At 56.5% G+C, this 16,866-nt stretch carries 15 protein-coding genes; 9 read left to right on the forward strand and 6 right to left on the reverse strand.

Going from position 1 to position 16,866, the window contains the following annotated elements:
• Window positions 1–176: 176 nt before the first annotated feature.
• Window positions 177–3,950, forward strand: a complete 3,774-nt coding sequence (locus IEY52_RS16430) for a hypothetical protein (protein WP_189004312.1) — start codon at window positions 177–179, stop codon at window positions 3,948–3,950.
• A 38-nt stretch (window positions 3,951–3,988) separates the two neighbouring features.
• Here IEY52_RS16430 and IEY52_RS16435 read toward each other — a convergent pair whose 3' ends face one another.
• Window positions 3,989–4,189, reverse strand: a complete 201-nt coding sequence (locus tag IEY52_RS16435) for a hypothetical protein (protein WP_189004315.1) — start codon at window positions 4,187–4,189, stop codon at window positions 3,989–3,991.
• A 109-nt stretch (window positions 4,190–4,298) separates the two neighbouring features.
• Window positions 4,299–4,865 (reverse strand): hypothetical protein, encoded by a 567-nt coding sequence (locus IEY52_RS16440; RefSeq protein WP_189004317.1) that lies wholly within the window; start codon window positions 4,863–4,865, stop codon window positions 4,299–4,301.
• 166 nt (window positions 4,866–5,031) lie between these two features.
• Between IEY52_RS16440 and IEY52_RS16445 the strand changes: the two genes are divergently transcribed.
• From IEY52_RS16445 to IEY52_RS16465, 5 genes are all read left to right on the forward strand, one after another.
• Window positions 5,032–5,424 carry a hypothetical protein gene (locus IEY52_RS16445; RefSeq protein WP_189004320.1) on the forward strand — a complete coding sequence of 131 codons (393 nt, stop codon included), beginning with the start codon at window positions 5,032–5,034 and terminating at the stop codon, window positions 5,422–5,424.
• 114 nt (window positions 5,425–5,538) lie between these two features.
• Window positions 5,539–6,471 (forward strand): nuclease-related domain-containing protein, encoded by a 933-nt coding sequence (locus IEY52_RS16450; RefSeq protein WP_189004322.1) that lies wholly within the window; start codon window positions 5,539–5,541, stop codon window positions 6,469–6,471.
• A gap of 42 nt (window positions 6,472–6,513) precedes the next feature.
• On the forward strand, window positions 6,514–8,748 hold the full coding sequence (locus tag IEY52_RS16455; protein ID WP_189004324.1) for a KAP family P-loop NTPase fold protein: 2,235 nt from the start codon (window positions 6,514–6,516) through the stop codon (window positions 8,746–8,748).
• 68 nt (window positions 8,749–8,816) lie between these two features.
• Complete coding sequence (locus IEY52_RS16460; RefSeq protein WP_189004326.1) at window positions 8,817–9,071, forward strand: hypothetical protein; 255 nt, start codon at window positions 8,817–8,819, stop codon at window positions 9,069–9,071.
• A 53-nt stretch (window positions 9,072–9,124) separates the two neighbouring features.
• Complete coding sequence (locus IEY52_RS16465; protein ID WP_189004329.1) at window positions 9,125–9,958, forward strand: hypothetical protein; 834 nt, start codon at window positions 9,125–9,127, stop codon at window positions 9,956–9,958.
• Window positions 9,959–9,961: 3 nt separating this feature from the next.
• Here the strand turns inward: IEY52_RS16465 and IEY52_RS16470 are convergent, their stop codons facing one another.
• A complete protein-coding gene (locus IEY52_RS16470) occupies window positions 9,962–10,258 on the reverse strand; it encodes a hypothetical protein (protein ID WP_189004331.1) in 297 nt (98 codons plus the stop codon).
• A gap of 196 nt (window positions 10,259–10,454) precedes the next feature.
• Here IEY52_RS16470 and IEY52_RS16475 point away from each other — a divergent pair, with 196 nt between their 5' ends.
• On the forward strand, window positions 10,455–11,093 hold the full coding sequence (locus IEY52_RS16475) for a hypothetical protein (protein WP_189004333.1): 639 nt from the start codon (window positions 10,455–10,457) through the stop codon (window positions 11,091–11,093).
• A gap of 96 nt (window positions 11,094–11,189) precedes the next feature.
• A complete protein-coding gene (locus tag IEY52_RS16480; RefSeq protein WP_189004335.1) occupies window positions 11,190–11,756 on the forward strand; it encodes a hypothetical protein in 567 nt (188 codons plus the stop codon).
• 15 nt (window positions 11,757–11,771) lie between these two features.
• On the opposite strand, the gene IEY52_RS16485 is transcribed toward IEY52_RS16480, so the two are convergent.
• Window positions 11,772–12,437 (reverse strand): hypothetical protein, encoded by a 666-nt coding sequence (locus IEY52_RS16485; RefSeq protein WP_189004337.1) that lies wholly within the window; start codon window positions 12,435–12,437, stop codon window positions 11,772–11,774.
• 129 nt (window positions 12,438–12,566) lie between these two features.
• On the opposite strand from IEY52_RS16485, the gene IEY52_RS16490 reads away from it, so the two are divergent.
• On the forward strand, window positions 12,567–14,327 hold the full coding sequence (locus IEY52_RS16490) for an AAA domain-containing protein (protein WP_189004339.1): 1,761 nt from the start codon (window positions 12,567–12,569) through the stop codon (window positions 14,325–14,327).
• A 51-nt stretch (window positions 14,328–14,378) separates the two neighbouring features.
• Here IEY52_RS16490 and IEY52_RS16495 read toward each other — a convergent pair whose 3' ends face one another.
• Together IEY52_RS16495 and IEY52_RS16500 are read right to left on the reverse strand one after the other, a co-directional pair.
• Window positions 14,379–14,813, reverse strand: coding sequence for a hypothetical protein (locus IEY52_RS16495; RefSeq protein ID WP_189004341.1), 435 nt, complete (start codon window positions 14,811–14,813; stop codon window positions 14,379–14,381).
• 596 nt (window positions 14,814–15,409) lie between these two features.
• On the reverse strand, window positions 15,410–16,798 hold the full coding sequence (locus tag IEY52_RS16500) for a hypothetical protein (RefSeq protein ID WP_189004343.1): 1,389 nt from the start codon (window positions 16,796–16,798) through the stop codon (window positions 15,410–15,412).
• Between the last annotated feature and the right edge of the window lie 68 nt (window positions 16,799–16,866).

Consider the following 16,866-nt stretch of genomic DNA (forward strand, 5'->3'; position numbering starts at 1 on the left):
GCAGATCGAAATCCAGACAGTTTTGCTGATCCACAAACGATGGCAAAGGTTCTTCTTTTGCCTGCGGAGTATTGACTGTTTTGGGGGATTCAGTGGTCCGTCTTTCCCTGGCAGTTTCGTTCCCCATGCATTTTGTCTCAAACAGAATGCCAGCAGGGTTGTAAAATGAGAACAGCATGCCAGCAGCCCTTTACGCCACAGCCACCGACCTGAACCACTACGCCGAGCACCCTGACGCTGCCCATGAGCTTCCCCGCATCATCCGGCGTTTGATTCACGCCAGTGAACCCCACTTGACGAAACTGCATTTCCCTGCCGGAAAAGGCACCAGCACAGGCGGCTGGGATGGCGAGGTGGAAGGGGCCACTGGAAATGACAAAGTGCCTGCAGGTCGCTCTGTGTGGGAACTCAGCACCGATAAAGATCCAGGAGACAAAGCACAGAGGGATTATGTCAAGCGGTCCTTTGAGGAGGATCATCCAGACCGCGACCACCTGACTTTTGTGCACGTGAACCTGCGCAGCTGGAACCGCAGAAAAACCTGGGTGGAAAAGAAGAAAGAAGAAAAAAATCCAGATTATCCCTGGAAAGACCTTGAAGCCTACGATGCAGATGACCTTCAGGACTGGCTGGAGCGGCACCCTGCCCTGCATGTCTGGGTCTCTCACCTGATCGGCCTCCGGCCCCCTCACGTGGAGGACCTGGAGGGCCTGTGGAACAAGTGGGCCAAAAGCACCCGGCCTGCCTTCACTCCGGAACTGCTGCTGGCAGGTCGGGAACAGCAAGCCCAGCGGGTCCTGCAGTGGCTGCAAGGAGATGCAGGGGTGCTGGCCGTGAAGGCAGAAACACGTGAAGAAGCCACCATGTTTCTGGCCGCCGTGCTGCTTCGAGAAGGTGATAAGGCAGACCCTGATCTGGCCCGTGCCCTTCAGGTTTCAGACACGCAAGTGTGGAATCAGGTGCAACGCACCCCGAATTCCCCCATGGTTCTGATTCCAGAGTTTGAGGACCGGAGGCACGTCCATCAGGCCACAGAGAACGGCCACCATGTGTTCCTGCCGCTCGGAAGATCCGGTGAGGCCACCTCGGACACCGTGGTTCTTCCTGTGCTGAATCAGCAATTGGCTGAAAAGGCCCTGGAGCAATTGGGCATTCCTGGGTATGAAGCCACCCACCTCTTGACGCACTCCCGGGGCAGGGTTCCTGTGTTGCACCGCATGCTGGTGACTGACCGTTCAAGTCTGGCCCGACCCGTGTGGTCTGATGCTGCAGCTGCCGATTTGATTCCACTGATGCTGGTGGGCAGCTGGGATGAAGACCACGAGGCAGACACCCAGGTCATCACCAAGCTGGCCCGCAAAGACGCTGAATCTTTGCAAGAACGACTCGTCCACTGGCTGAATGTGGACGATGCCCCCATTCTCAAGGCGGACTCCGTCTGGCAACTGGTGTCGCTGGAAGACGCCTGGGCATTGCTGTGTCGGCATGTCACGCAGTCCCAACTCACAACCTTTCACCATGCGCTGCTGGACGTGCTGGGGGAACAGGATCCCAAGTATGACCTCACACCAGATGATCGACCTCTCGCTGCCGTGCTGGAACGCCAATTGACCCACTCGGATCGGCTGCGCACGGGCATGGCAGAAGCCCTCGCGGTGATGGGGGCTTGGGACTGGAGTGGGCACTCCCGCAAAGATGGTGGGGACCTTGTGGAGCAGAGTGTGCGCACCCTGCTGAAGGACGCGGACTGGAAACGCTGGGCTTCTCTGAGCGATGTCCTGTCAGAACTGGCCGAAGCTGCCCCAGATGCCTTCCTGGATGCTGCGCAAAAACACACTTCGGCATTGCTGGAAACCTTTCAGCCGGATGCATGGGGCAACAGCCCTCATGTGGCCATGATGTTCACCCTGGAGATGCTGGCCTGGAGCCCCACGCACCTGGCGCAGGTCACTCGCATCCTCTCTGATTTAACGGTCATCAACCCAGAGGCCACAAGGTCCACCGGGAAAAGCCCTCGTGAAACGCTCTCTGTGGTGTTCAATCCTGGTTGTGCCCAAACCACTGCTTCTGCGAAAGAGCGACTGAAGGTGATGGCTGGGCTGCACCAGCAAGAAAAATACCGCAGAACAGCCCAGAAGCTTTACCTGCGGCAACTTCCCACCTTGAATGGGTCTCTGGTCTTTGGGACCCACAAACCCACCTGGCGGCACTGGCTTCACGGCTTTGAACACACTGAAGGTCCTGAAGAGTACATGTTGCTGTTCAACACCAGCCTGGACGTCCTCTTGAAAGACGCCAACAGGGAACCCAGCGCATTCCTCTGGAAGTCCCTTTTGCAAAAAGTGCGTGCCCTTCGGGGAGAGCCACAATCCAGGGTCCTGCAGGCCCTGCAAAAACTGAATCCACAACAGCTGTCCTCACAGGATCTGGCAGTGGTGTGGGGTGAAGTCAGAAGTCTGCTGCATCAGGCGGCTTCATTTCACGACGACCCATGGCTGAACACCGCAGAACCCCAGACCATCCTCAGTGAGCGCCTGCATGCATTGGTTCCTCCTGTGCTGAAGGACCGGCACCTGTGGTTGTTCCAAAAATGTCCTCAGATTGCCGGAATGCCAGAATCCCCCTACAGGCCTTATCTGGAGGCTTTGCATCGGTTGCAAATCCAGGCCATAGAGGAGATCTTCACGCAGGACGGACTGAAAGGCCTCCTTGACTTTGCCCTTCACCTGGAGCCGTACCACGCCAACAGGCTGGGCATTCAGGCGGTTCATGTGCCAGGTGTGGTCACTCAGGAAGACGTGCTGCTGGAAACCACCCTGGGAAGCGACCAGCAGGTCTGGGTGGAGTTCGCGCAGGGGTTCATCACCCACAGGTTCGCGGTGCAAGGCTGGCCCTGGGCCGACCCCATGCTGGAAGGGCTGATTCCGGTTTTGCCTGTGGAAGCCTTGCTGAATTTCTTTTTGCCCCTGACCCGGGATGCCAGCACCTGGCAACGCCTGCAGGCGATCGGTCCTGAACTGGAGAAAAGGTACTGGGAGACCCTTCCTGACCTGCTGGTGAACCGGGTGGAAGACATGGAGCATGCAGTGAAATGCCTGCTGGAGCAGAACCGCCCCTGGTTTGCATTGGATGCCATCGGTCATCGGCTGATGCATGAGGAACTGCTGCCCGTGCGGACTGCTTTGATTCTGGAGGTCATGGAGCAGGCCATCCGCAAGGAAAACCTGCATGAAAGGTTTTCTGGGGAGATGCTCTGGCATCACCTGAAGGTGATCTTTGAGCACCTGCAAAACGACCGGGAAATCACGGCTTTTCAGCTTGCTGAAATCGAATGGAAACTCATGCCGTTTTTCACGGTGCCTGGCCAATCCCCTGCGCACCTGCACCAGTGGATGGTGGCCAGACCGGACTTCTTCGCTGTAGTGATGCAGGTCTACCTGACGCCCGTGGATGCCAACAGTCCTGATGTGGAGGCCCAGAGGAAACGCTGGTGGGCGGCCTACAACTTGGTTTCTTCTTTCCAGCATGGCCCGGACCTGGGCCTTTCAGGCAAAGGATTGACCCTCACGCTGGTGCAGTGGGCACCCCGGGCGTTGGCTGCTTGCGCTGCCTTGGGGTGTGATGCGCTGGAGGAAGTGGGGTGGGTGGTGTCGCACTGTGACAGCGAGGACATCTGGCCTCCTGAGGCGGTTCGTCATCTCATTGAGGAGCTGGCCAGTGAGGATTTTGATAAAGGGGTTTTGGTGGGCCGCCAGGACCAGAGGGGGCTGATCAAAAAAGCCCACCGTGAAGCAGGGGCTCAGGAGCATGCTCTGAAGGCACGGCATCTGCGGGATGCGGATGTGCTGCAAGGGCAATTCCCGAGGACCAGTCGGATGCTCAGGAAACTGGCAAACTCTTACCGCAGGCTAGGAGACCGGGACGACCGGGATGACGAACTGGAGCATTGAAAGCAGACCCTGGGCTCCAGAATCTGTGAAGCGAGGGGTCACGGTGTCAGGTGGTGGCGTGCTTCTTGCTCAAATTCAATCAGGGTGTAGGTGGGCCCCATGGGGGACCAGCGGATGGGAATGCCGTGGTCTTTGAGGGTTTTGAGTTGCGTGGCACTCAGGGCATCACCCAGTTTCACCATCTCAGGGGATCCTGGGGGCAAGGCCAGCAGTTTTTGGTGCAGGGTGGGGTCGGTCATGTTTCCCTCTGGTGTCATTTTAGTCCAGGGGTGCGGTCAGGACCGGACAAATCAGGCTGCCGCAAAGGCATTTCAGGGCAGGTTTGTCCTGATTCAGGGCAGGTTTGCTTCACAGCCACGGCAGGGGGCGCAGCACCACATCCAGATCCCAGGCCTGCACCAGCAACGTCTCTGGAGGGCTCAAGGGGCCACGCTTGCAGGGGACATGCAGGTGCACCAGGTCCTCGTGTCTGAAGAACGGCTGGTAAGGCCAGGTGAAAAGGCCGGTGGGGTTCCCGCGAATCAGCACCTCAAAGCCGTGCGTGGGGGCCTCAGATAAGGGTTCCTGATGCTGGCTGGCCACCGGGTGGGCAGGTTCACTGAACCGGATGAATTCATGCTCGGGTCTGGGACGGGGCAGCTTGTAATTCGGTTTGTAGGGCAGGTACATGCGTTCCATGGCGGGGGCCAGATCATCCAGGCGGGCTTTCGGGGGGTGGTGGGGCATGAGTTTGTCTCCGTTCCAGCTGAGGAATTTGGCTTCCATCAGTTGCTGAATGGGCTTTTGCACCTTCTGGTAGTCTTCGTGGAGGTGCTCGGCGAGGCTTTTGATGGTGTGGTGGTCGGGTTTTTCTTTGACGGCCTGCAAGATTTTGGCGGCCCGAACGGACACGCTGGTTTCGGTGTTGGGGGGCATGTTTCTCCTTTATTATAAATTATACTCTTGTAGTATCAATAATTTATATTCCTATAGACAGATATTTGCTGCGTGATCCCATAGAGGTCAGCAGGTGCCCGCCCATCAATCAAAAAGGAGGTCCTGTGGGCCAGCAACTGAAGGTGGGTCGTGCTAAGGTGAACACATGAAGCATCTGGGAGTGCTGGGCAGTGTGATGTTGATCTTCGGGGTGTTCTTGCCTGCGGTGCAGGTGCCCCTGATGGGAAGCCTGAACCTCTTCAACAACGGACAGGGAAACGGATGGTGGTTCATCCTCCTTGGGGTGCTGGGGTTGTGCCTCTCCGCTTTGCGCTGGCACACGTACCTGCTGGTCCCCGGAGCCCTCGCAGGGCTGCTTTTGTACGTGAAACACCAGGACTTCCAGAAGTTGTGGGTGCGGGAGGACATCCATGACCCCATCATCCAGATGCAGTATGGCTGGGCAGTGCTGGCCGGGGGTGCCGTGTGTCTGATCCTTGGGGCTTTCCATCACACACCAGAAGCAGGGTCAGGAAAAGCATCAGGTCTGCAGGCCTGAGTGAACAAAAGGGTCTTCCAGGCCTGATCACTCACTTCGAGTAAGGGTTTACCCCAGGTTCAGTGCAGCTGCTTTTGGGGCCATTTCCCGCGCTCAGTCGCATAAACTGGGGGCATGATCGTCAAGAATTCCGATGCCCCCACCCCGAAAGACAAGTTTGAAGCCGCTGGCCTGAAGGCCGAGCAACAGATGGCCTACTACCTGCAGCGGGCTTTCGGTGACGACAAACAGGTTTTCGTGCTGAACGGACTGAGGATTGAGCTTGGGGGCAATGTGGCCCAGATGGACCACCTGATCCTGCACACTTACGGCTGGATCATTGTGGAGTCCAAAAGTGTCACCAGTGAAGTCTCAATCAATGAGCACGGGGAGTGGGCACGAAAATGGGAGGGCCGCTTTCAAGGCATGCCTTCTCCCATCAAGCAGGCGGAAAGGCAACTGGAGCTGTTCAACCGCTTCATGGACGAAAAAATCCCCACCCTGATCACCCGCAGGATGCAGATGCTCGGTCCCATCAAAGCCAGCGAGTTCCAGAGTGGGATTCTCATTGCCATCAGCGACAACGGCCTGATCTCCGGGAAGCACCGCCCGGATGGGGTGTTGAAGGCTGAGGCGATTGTGGATGAAGTGAAAAACCGCATCCTGCAGAACCGCAAAACCGCGAAAGCCCTGTTCACCCTCAAAACCTACCAGGACCTGGGGGAAGGAAACCTGCAGGACTTCAGCCAGATGCTGCTGTCCCACCACACCCCTCTGGTGCCAGGTGCACCAAAGCCAGTTGCTGCTGAAAGAAAGCCTGCTGTTCCTGTCGTTCCTCCCATTCAAGGTTTCTTGAAGCAATGCCGGAAGTGTCAGAGCACAAAGCTGGAGATGCTGTGGGGCAAGTATGGCTACTACCTGAAGTGCCTGGAGTGTGAGGAAAACACTCCAGTGGTCGCTGTTTTTCCGGAATTCAAAGAGGGCTACAAGATCCGCAAACAGGGGCCGCAGTTCTTTCTGGAGCATGCCGAGAAAGGCACGTCGGTGCTCTTCCACACCAATCCCTGAGGGCAGCCGTCGTTCCTCTTTTTTGCCTGTGAGGTGCATGCTGTGACCCGACCGTTCAACCACGATCACCCGATTGGTTCACTGGAAGAAGACCTGCTGCAGCGGGGCGAGTTCGCTCAGGCCCTCGCCGCCACCTTGAAACACAACCACGGCCATCCGGGACTGTCTGTCGCAGTGTGCGCCGCCTTGGGGGAAGGGAAAACCTCCGTCAAAAACCTGATGCTCCAGCACCTGAGGCCTGAAATCGATCAGGGGAAAATCATCTACCTGGAATTCAACCCCTGGCACTGGTCTGGCAATGAGGACTTGCAAACCGTGTTCTTTCGGGAAATCGACCGCAAAATCACGCAGTCCGGCATCATGGGGGACCGCAAGCTTTTACGGTCTCTGAGCGTTTACGCTGCAAAGTTGAATTACAGCGGTTTCTTTGAGGACCTGGTGCGCCTGAATGTGGTGCTGGCTGCCCTGTCAGGCGCCCTGACGGCAGCTGCCGTGGCCACCCGGGGCACCTGGATGGTGTGGCTGTTCGCAGGCCTGCTTCTGGTCTTGTTGTGGTTTCTGGTGTTCCGGTTTCGCAGCACCGCCATCAACAACCAAATTCTGACCCTGAAAGCCAGCACCGACAAAACCCTGGAGGAAGTCAAACAAGAGTTGTCAGCGGCCATGCAGAAACTCCAGGGTCAGCTGGTGGTGTGCTTTGATGACCTGGACCGTCTCGACAAGGCAGAATTGAAGAAGGTTCTGCAGATCATCAAGGCCAATGGGGATTTCCCCAATGTGACCTACCTGTCTTTCTTTGATCGGGAAATGGTGGAAAGCCTACTCCAAGAGGCGGGCCAGAGTGGTCGGATTTACCTGGAAAAGATGTTCCAGGTGACCTTGACCTTGCCAGAACCCGACTCAGAACACCTAAAGCGGTACTTCCTGCAAGAAGCACAAAAGCTGCTGGGAGAGGATCCCAAACAGTTGAGGGGCGTGCGGGAGGTTTACGATGCGGTTCTGCAGCAGCAGCTGACCAACGTGCGGCGCACCAAACGCTTCCTGAACAATGTGGGGTTTTACGCCCTGCGCTTCAAGACCTCCAGTGGGTTTGAAATCAGCGTGATGGATTTGATGCTGCTTGAGGCCCTCAGGGTGCATGAACCCAGGGCCTACAATGCCTTCTTGGAGCGCAGCTATCCCTTCACAAACATCGTCTATGCTCAGCTGTTGACCAGCCAGCGGCAGGCCGCTTTCACCGCCATGTTGGAGGAAGCCACCGACAAAACATGGATGGGCAAGGTGCTCTGGTTGCTGTTTCCTCTGGACCGCAAGGGCATTGAGAAACTGCCTTTGTTTGATTCTGAGATCTTTTTGCGTCCCTCTGCTGCAGGCCTGAGCCTGCAGGTGCTGTTTCAGCAGTTCCGGTTGAGCCATCCGCATTTCTTCCACCGGTACTTCATGTTTGGCATCCGGAAGGAAGACGTGCGCAAGAGTGAACTCGACCAGATGCGTGCTTTGTTTGCTGCCGGGCAGTCCATCCGGGATGATGTGCTGAACCTGCTTGACGGTGAGCGTCTGACGGACGCCTTGCAGGGATTGCAGCACCACCTGTCCTGGCAGGATGAGGCGTTCGTTTTGGCCCTCACCGAAGCGCTGGTGTCGATGGAGGCCGAACTGAGGGTCAGGGATGCAGACAAGGGCATTTTTGATGGTCTGGTGTTGGTGTGGGTGCGGTTGTTTCAGAAAGGATCAGAGGACCAGAACTCTCCTGCTCTGCTCAAAGCCCTCCATGCAGGCAAACAAAGCGTGTTTTTTCAAACGCTGTTCCTGAATCGGATGGTTGTGCGGACCAGGGAACTGGGAGACCGGGGGGTTGCGTTGCTGGACTCTGTGCTGAAAATGGCCTGCACTGAGCTGGCCACACGCATTCAGGTGGAGTCGAAGGAGCCGGGTTTCCTGCAGTCGGAGCATGCTGCCCGTTTTTTGCTGCACTGGCGAGAGCATGGGGACAGGGTGGCGTTTGAAGCCTTCTGGCAAGCCCGAACTTCGGATTTTGCTGCGCTGCGGGAATTGATGAAGCTCTTTTTGTCCCCCATCCGGGAGCCGTCAGATCAGGGCATTCGGCATGGGTTTCGTTTGCATGAGGACCTCATGGCTGTGATTGACCCTGAAGTTTTGCTTGCCAGATGGCGGGTTTTGCGTCCTGAGGTGCTTTCGACGGAGGAAGAGGTGATGGAAAAGGTGTTTGAAGGCAAGGTTTGGGTGGGGGGCAACGATCAGGCTCTGGAGGATTGATCTGTGGACATCCTTTTGGTTCGAGAACCTTGATTCTTGAGTACGCAGGCAACATAATCAAGACAGTGATGTTCATCGTTCACGTGGTCCGCAAACACCGCAGTCCCCTCGGAAACTACCCCAGCCTGCAGGCCGCCCAGCAAGCCGCCCTCGCCTGGTGGGCCGAGGCCTGCCGTGAAGACCCTGAAGACGTCAAAGGCACCTGGCTGGAAACCTACGACCACGAAAGAGGTGTCAGGCTGTGGGTTTTCATTCCTGATTTTGCCCTCCTGCAGGCTTCCCGTTGGCGGCTGCCGGGGTGCGAAATCCGTCCAGTGGCCTGAGCGACACCCCCTCAGGGACTGGCCCGAGGGGACAGCAGGTGCTACCGTGAAGCATGCGTTTGCTCAGGCCCACCCTGCTCCTGTTGTGTTCCCCGGCGCTGGCCGCACCCTGGACCCTGACCTCCGAAACCGACCCGTTCACCGACGAGGTGATCAAGACAGCCAGTGTCTGGGACACCACCCAGAAAGCGCAAGTTTTCCTGTCCTGCAACGACAACCGGCCCATCGTAATGGTCAGCAACACGGAATTCTTGAAGACCGAGGGCAGCATCCCCATGCTGTACCGTCTCGACCAGCAACCAGCCCAGAAGCTCAATTTGCGGCCCACCCCCAAGGGGACCGCTGGCACCCTGTCTTTGCTGGATGTGCCGTTGTTCATTCCTGCCTTCAAGGATGCGGGAACTTTCCTGGTGCGGCTCAGCAATTACAATCAGGAGCAGTTCACCTACACCTTCAAGCTGGAAGGCACCCGCAAGACCCTCGCAGAGTTGCCTTGCTTTGCGGATCTGCTGGACACACCGCCCCCTCCTCCGCCACCCCCGCCTTATGTGCCCCCGCGTGGCAGCCAGTATTTTGAACTGGGGTACTTCATCACCCAGACGCACCTGACCCCCAATTACCGGGTGTTTCTGGACGATCTGGGGGGCGGGGAGTACCGCCTGCTTTACAAAGGGGACCCGGTGAATTTCACCCTGGGCGCGGGTTACGTGGTGCTGAAAGACCGCATGGTGGCCTTGAAGTCGGCCCCTGCGCTGGTCTATGGAAGTGTCTGGCTGCCTTTGGAGGTGCTGTCTTTGCTGGGCTGCGAGTCCTACCAGCTGGTGGACACCGGGCTGCAGGCCACCTGTCAGGGGAACACCCTTTCGGGCATTGCCAGACAGTTCTGAAGTTCAGACAGAGAGATCCAGGGGTTGGGCTGAGACCATCAGGCTGTCAATGTCCTGCTGCCAGTGGATCAGGGTTTCTGGGCTGATCTGCCAGTGGTGTGCAAGTTTGATGGCGTGCTCTGCTTTCAGGGGGTGCTGGCCGTGCACGAGCTGCCTGAGCATTTCTGGGCATAATTTGGTGTCGTGGGCCAGGCTGTGGAGCGTGTCTCCCTGGCTTTGCATTTCCAGCAGCAGGTAAAGCCCGAGTTGTTGCTGGGCTTTCTGGAGGGGAATTGGGACGTTTGGGATGGATCGAAACATGTTTTCCTCAAGGGTGAAAGGGCTCTTTCATTATGTCAAAACACAAAACAGAGTGTTGAATTCTGCTGATGATCCATTGTACTTCAGATTCCCCTCAGCGACCACAATCGGGTGCAGACCACCGGGATCTGCCCAGATAGACATCAGGGAAAACCCGGAGGCAAGGTGTGACTTTTTGCCTTACCCTGACTCTGAAATGCAGCACGACACCACCACATTCAACCGCCATTACTTATGCCCATGCGGAAAGCACACCGTTCACAGCCTCACGGATCCAGCCGGGAAAACCCAGCACCAGATCCTCTGCCCGACCTGCAGCCTCACCTTCACGGTGGTGCACATTCCAGCGAACCGCATCACCCAGGGTCAAGGCCTCACCCTGACCCTGGTGCGTCTGGTTCCTCTGAAGGATCATTTGCAGCACCAGAAGTGGGTGCAAAAACTGCATGATCTTCAACGGAAGGTGCTGAAACGCTGCACCGAAAAACACCTGCCAACCTTCATGAAGGTGGTGCTGTCCCCGGAACAGCCCGCAGACCGCTGGAAGATGCTGTGCACCCTGGCCGGGCCACCCACCCGGTCCCTGAAGGCCTTCTTGAATTACGGTCCCAGAGCACAGGAGAGGATGATCCGAAACCACTTTCATCTTGCCCGGCTGCCACAGATCATGTCAGGGCTGGCAGTGGAGGATGCAGAGGTGCAGCGTTTACTTTCCGAATTGACGGAACTGGGCAACAAGATCCACCTGCAGGAACTTCGTTTTCTGGAGCGTGGCCATGTTTTGCAAGGGAAATCCGTTCAACAGCGTCATTCGGCTGTTGTGCGTGCGCAATAAGCCCACTGGGGATCACTGCAGACCATCAGCAAAGCGAAACACCTGTGCGGTGCATTCAGATCCCAGCCGGAGAAGTTCCTTTAAACTGAATGCACCATGGAAGCGGAACCCTGCACGTCTCTATTGATTCTCACCGGGCATCCCACAGTGATCATTGGGGACAACGGGGCTTATTTGCACCTTGACGCTGACGATGGTACTGGGTTGTTCCTGCGCACACCTGTGTCTCTGAAACTGCAGCAGAAGCTGCTGCATCGCCTGGAGTGCAGGTTGAAAGTGCAATACTTCCTGCACACCCACCGGGATGGAAGGGTGCACAACCACCTCAGTCGCCCTTTCCGCATCCAGGCTTACCCTGAGGGGGACCCCATCAATCAGGTGGTGGTACGGGGCAAAGTGGTGCAGATGAACAAAATCGAAATGCAGGCCGTGGTGCGCATCTTCAGTGAGCAACTCCAGGAGCCTTTCATTGTGCATGCCAGAGGTCAAAATGACATGTTGAATGTTGCGTTGGACTTCTGGGCGGTCAAGATTTCTGGGCAGGTGCAGCCTGATTTGCAGGTGGTTGCACACGCAATTGAGCAGGCCCGGGTGGTGATTCCAGAAAAGTTCAAGGGGTGGAGACCTGACCTGAGTTGGAGACGTGCCTTCTTGCCCCAATGAGCTTCTGGGCTGTGTTCACCTGTAGAAACTGAGGGGTCCCACAGTGAACAGGAGTTGTTTCTGGTCGGCCCTGGGAATCCTGGGGCGGCTGACTTGCACGTCCTGCTGCAGACCTCGGATGACTATGGCTCCCACTTTGAGGTCTTTGTGGGTGCCTCGGTTGACGGTTCGGGCGTACATGCGAAATCGCCTGCCCTCCGAGAGCCTCAGGGTGAGGGGGGTTGGGGTGGTGAAGGTGAAGCTGTGGCCACCGGAGCCTGGGGCGTTGGACTGAATTTCAGCGTTCAGTTCCGGGAAGTGTTCTCGAATCCTTTCGATGTCCCGATGCAAAGCGTCCAGCATTTCACCCTCAGGAAATTGACCAGGGATGCTGAGGGTGTGGGGGCCACCCGTGAAAAGCTGGGTTTTCAGGGCCTGGGACTGCTGCAGGGTGGCGTACACCCACACTTCATCCAAAAACACGGGCACCCAGCGGGTGCTGAGCCCTTTGCGTTTCAATTTGCGAGCAAGCCGCTGGCTTTCCTCCCAATAGGCATGAAATTCTGTTACGTCTTCCACCACCGCCAGGAAGCGCGGGTGCTCTGCGTGGTTTCCTGTCCACGCCTGGTCCTCCGGATGCCGCCACACTGCGTGTTTCCTGAGTCTGTTTTGCAGCTTGAAGAGTTGGTGCATCCATTCCACTTTTTGAGTATAGCGTCTTACGCTAGTAAACACTCCATAATGAATTTTTTCCTGTCTCATACGAATGAATCAGTATTGACAATTGTTCTTATGGTGCTAAACTGAAACCAGACCTTCAAGGGAGATCCCATGGACAAAACACTGTTGGTGACGGCATTGAAACAATTCATCGAAACCGAATTTCAGGCCCAGAAGGATGCCCTCACTCCGCTGTGGAAACTCCCGGTGGCCAGGCGCATCCAGGAGGGGGTCTGTGTCACGGACCTCCGCCTGCGCAGTGTGAACGATGGTGTGTTGAGGGTGCAAATCACGACCAACCTGTCCCGTTTTCGCACGGGGGATGCCTTGCTGCTCAATGCCGGTGATCCCACCGGAGCCCGGGTCCCGGTCACCCTGGAAGACGACCATGACGTGGGAACGATGACCATCTGGACGCTTCGCGCCTTCCAGAAGGGCCTGCTGGACCAGTTCACCCGGCATTACCGTCCGGAGGTGTGGTGCCTGGACCAGGACCTGGTGGATTTGCGGGATTTCACCTTGAAGGCCCTGGATCAGTACCAGAACCTCCCGAAAGCCGAGGACCGGATTTCCCGGGTGCTGTTCGGGAACCTGCCTGCCCCTGGCGTGGATCCCTTCGTGTTTCCCCCTCCAGAGTTCAATGGGAGTCAGCAGCAAGCGTACCGGTCCGCCATGGGGAACCCCTTGCTCACCGTCATCCAGGGACCACCTGGGACTGGGAAGACCAGCGTGCTGGCCGAAATTGCCTTGCGGTATGCCTCACGGGGGGAGATGGTGATGGTCACCGGATTCACCCACCGCAGCATCAACAACGCCCTCAACCGCATTCAGAGCCTCAACAGCCAGCACAAATACTCCAGTGTCCGGGTCTTTAAGGTGGGCCAGAAGTACAACGCCGATGATCTGGTGGACGTCAAAAACTTCGAGACCCTGCAGGATGCTCAGGCGGCGGCTGGTTCCCACAGGCGAGGGATGGTGGTGGGAGCAACCTGCTTCGCGGTAGGCACCAAGCGCCTCCACGATGAGCACAAGAGGCCGGTGGTCTTCGACCTGCAGATCTTTGATGAGGCCTCCCAGATGTCGCTCCCTGTGGCGATCATGGGGATGCTCGGGGCCAGGAGGTATGTGATGATTGGGGACCATCAGCAGATGCCTCCGGTGATCGTGGGACAACACGAGGATCCGTCCGTCACACGGTCGGTTTTTGAGACGGTGTTCTCGCATAGCCCTGGGACCATGCTGGACACCACCTACAGGATGAATCATGGGGTCAACCGGTTTCCCAGCGACACCTTTTACAGGGGAAAACTGGTGTCATTTCCTGGGATTCAGGACCGCACGTTGCCCCTGTTGAAACCACCGGTGAAGCACGTTCTGGAACTGGGGTCAGAGCACGCCAGCGTGTGGGTGGAGGTGTACCACCAGGTGGAGACCACCAGTTCACCTCTGGAGGCAGATTGGGTTTGCAGCATCATCGAGGAGGCGTTGCAGTGTGGGCTGCCTGCCCGTGAAATGGCGGTGGTGACCCCATACCGGCTGCAGGTGAGGTTGATCCGGCAGTTGCTTCGCCAGAGGTTTGGGCAGGTGCCTGTGCTGGTGGACACCGTGGAACGCATTCAGGGCCAGGAGCGGGAACTGGTCCTCGTTTCACTGGTGTCTTCCAGCATGCCCCAGGATGATCAAGCTGAATTTTTCTTCCAGCCGAACCGGCTGAATGTGGCCATCACCCGAGCGAAATGCAAGCGGGTGGTGGTGGGAAACCCTGCGCTGCTGGGAGAAGGAGCGCAGCACGCAGTTGAGGGCCTGGAGGTGTTCCGTGCTTTGCATGAGTGCAGTGTGCGTGTGCAGACCATGGGGGCACCAACAACTTGAGGACAGAGGAAGCCTCTGTCCATGCTGGTTTTTCTTTTTGCCTGCTGGGCTTCAGTGGGTGAGGAAGAGGTTTACACCCAGGGTTTCTGCGTAGGTGTGGGCCCTGCGTTTGCAATCAGCGTGGGCTTCAGGGTGACCGAGTTGCTGGTGGATTTTGGCAAGCCCCAGGTAGAGGAACAGGCAGACTTCAAGGTCCAGCACGGAAGTGATGTTGGGGCGGCCCAGCAGCACCTCATGGGGTTTTTTGGGTCCTTGTGCTGTGAAGATTTCCAGCAGTTCCATCAGGGTGGTGCGGTTTCCCATTTCGGCGGAGAGCAGCAGGTCGTAAGCCTGGCCCAGCGGGTGGGGGCTGTTTTGAAGCATCTGGTGGGTGGTGTGGGAGTCATGGGTGAGCAGGTGGTGGCACATGGCGGCCCGTACCAGGGCAAGTTCGTTGTCTTTGATTTGATTCAATTTGATTTGCAGTTCAAGCAGTTTGTCTTCCATGATGTGACTTCTGATGGTGGTTTCCCAGAGGTGACTTTGGCTGAGGATGCATTGGAATGATGGTTCCGCCTGGTTTTTGGACATGGTCATCAGGGCACACTCTTTGGGCAGTGAATTTGAGGGGGTGATTGTTGTATGGGATTGGATGTGTTCTACACGTCCATCTTTGCTTGTTTAAGAGTGTACTTGAAATGTTTGAGTTTCCACCGTCAAGAACTCAGTTCGTTAAAGCTGTTGATCGGCGGCAATGGTGATTTCTGCTGTGTCCTTGGGGAAGTAGGTGTATTTCCTAATGGGTTCGGTAGGGTGTTGCATTTAACAAAATGAGAAAAGTGACAAATACCTTAAGCCAAAAAGAACCTCCCCGGTGAGGGGAGGATGCATTTCAATCGGGTTTCAACAAATCTGACAGGGGTGCTGAGGAGGATAAGGTCCCTGCTTTTGCACCTCGTTGGGTACGGGGGTATTCACAGCGCCACAGGCCGAGACTGTCAAAGAAAAGCCAAACAATACCATCCAGGACAACAACACACGAGCAGCAACTGGTTTCATATCCTGAGGTTACACACTGGTTTGCGCAAACCCCGAAAATCCCGTTAAAGCATTCTTGAGACTATCCTGTCATAAACCACGTAAATCTGTTTCCCCGAGAGGAAGTCTTTGTGCCTCTTGTTCTGAACCCGGTGTTTGGGGCTTGCTGGATGCAGGCTGCTGGACAGAATGCCTTCCAGGTTTTCACAGACAAATTCATAAGGGTAGCCACTGACCTTCTGACCATTCAGCACTGCCTGACGTGGGAACACCCACAGGAATCGACTGCGGTAGTGGCTGAGCCGTTCGTCCATTTCGGTGAGCAAAAACAGTGCAACCGGGCAGAATTTCTCCACCCACCACAGCAGCCAGTTTCGCTCTGCTTCTTGCAGGTTGTGGTATTGCCCTTTGAAGGTGCGCAGCGCATTGTTGAGGCTGCTGGTGGTCACGTTGGGGAAGTAAGCGTAGGCCTGGATGATGGTGGCAAAGTGGGCCATCACCACCATGGGTATTTGATTCAGTTCAGCGCTGAGCGATTCCTCTGCGAGGGTCAAACCTTTGGGGTCCTGCTGGATGCACAAACTGATGGCTTGCGCTGAGCGCAGAATGAATTTGGACACTTCATCCACATTGGTTTTTTTGTGGTACATCGCATGAATCAGGGCAATCAGTTTGCGTTTGCGTTCAGAATTGCGTTCACTGTAATACGAAGGCCCGTTCAAATTGACTTCAAAAATCAATTCATGCAGTTTTTCCAGGGCCAAAGCAGCATCTGGTGTTTCCACACCTTGCGGCGGAGCCGGTTGTTGTCCCGCTGGTCGTTTCAGCCGCATCACATCCAGTGTGTAAGCGGCCCAGGGAGCATCTTTCAAGCATTCTGGGGTGCGGTTGGTCAACCAGGAAAGACCCACGATGCTGTCAAAACCGAAGTCCACCAGCATTCCTGGAGGAGAGACGGTCACAATGTTGCAGTAGGTGTCCAGGGCTTCTTGCTGGTGACCCAGCAGGAAATCACATCGGGCCATTTCAGACAGCGCCGTCAGGCGGGTGGCGTCATCCCCCAGTGCATCGCAGTACATGATGGCCTTTTCGAGTTCCATGCGGGCCTGATCCCGGTTTTTGAGGTTGACGTAAGCCCCACCTCGGGCAATGTGAAGCCTTGCTTTGGCTTCAATGTCGGTGGTGTCCGCCCCCACCTCAAAGGAGTCTGCAGTGAATTGTTTGAGCAGGCTTTTCATCTGCGGTTCGCCGCCCTGGTAAGAGACAATCGCGGCATACCAGGCAACGCACAGGGGGCAATCCCTGTGGTAGGCCAGGAGGTTTTTGGCTTCGTCTATGCGTTGCATTTTGAGGTAAATTCGGGCGATCCTGGCATCTCGTATGGTGGATTTATCAAGTTTCTGAAGGGCTGCCAGCAATTCGGGCAGTTGGTTCTGGCTTTCTGCTTCAGCCATGAACCGCGCAAATTGCACTGGTTTGTGAATCAAGTTTTGCAGGGGTCCAGGGTCAAACATGTTTACCT

The sequence above is a fragment of the Deinococcus roseus genome (assembly GCF_014646895.1).
In the GTDB taxonomy this organism is placed as follows: domain Bacteria; phylum Deinococcota; class Deinococci; order Deinococcales; family Deinococcaceae; genus Deinococcus_C; species Deinococcus_C roseus.

Coding starts and splice junctions, on each gene's coding strand:
- IEY52_RS16465 (WP_189004329.1), top strand. CDS start 9,125: ATGCGTTTGCTCAGGCCCACCCTGCTCCTGTTGTGTTCCCCGGCGCTG.
- IEY52_RS16445 (WP_189004320.1), top strand. CDS start 5,032: ATGAAGCATCTGGGAGTGCTGGGCAGTGTGATGTTGATCTTCGGGGTG.
- IEY52_RS16470 (WP_189004331.1), bottom strand. CDS start 10,258: ATGTTTCGATCCATCCCAAACGTCCCAATTCCCCTCCAGAAAGCCCAG.
- IEY52_RS16495 (WP_189004341.1), bottom strand. CDS start 14,813: ATGGAAGACAAACTGCTTGAACTGCAAATCAAATTGAATCAAATCAAA.
- IEY52_RS16430 (WP_189004312.1), top strand. CDS start 177: ATGCCAGCAGCCCTTTACGCCACAGCCACCGACCTGAACCACTACGCC.
- IEY52_RS16480 (WP_189004335.1), top strand. CDS start 11,190: ATGGAAGCGGAACCCTGCACGTCTCTATTGATTCTCACCGGGCATCCC.
- IEY52_RS16475 (WP_189004333.1), top strand. CDS start 10,455: ATGCAGCACGACACCACCACATTCAACCGCCATTACTTATGCCCATGC.
- IEY52_RS16490 (WP_189004339.1), top strand. CDS start 12,567: ATGGACAAAACACTGTTGGTGACGGCATTGAAACAATTCATCGAAACC.
- IEY52_RS16450 (WP_189004322.1), top strand. CDS start 5,539: ATGATCGTCAAGAATTCCGATGCCCCCACCCCGAAAGACAAGTTTGAA.
- IEY52_RS16460 (WP_189004326.1), top strand. CDS start 8,817: ATGTTCATCGTTCACGTGGTCCGCAAACACCGCAGTCCCCTCGGAAAC.
- IEY52_RS16440 (WP_189004317.1), bottom strand. CDS start 4,865: ATGCCCCCCAACACCGAAACCAGCGTGTCCGTTCGGGCCGCCAAAATC.
- IEY52_RS16435 (WP_189004315.1), bottom strand. CDS start 4,189: ATGACCGACCCCACCCTGCACCAAAAACTGCTGGCCTTGCCCCCAGGA.
- IEY52_RS16500 (WP_189004343.1), bottom strand. CDS start 16,798: ATGGCTGAAGCAGAAAGCCAGAACCAACTGCCCGAATTGCTGGCAGCC.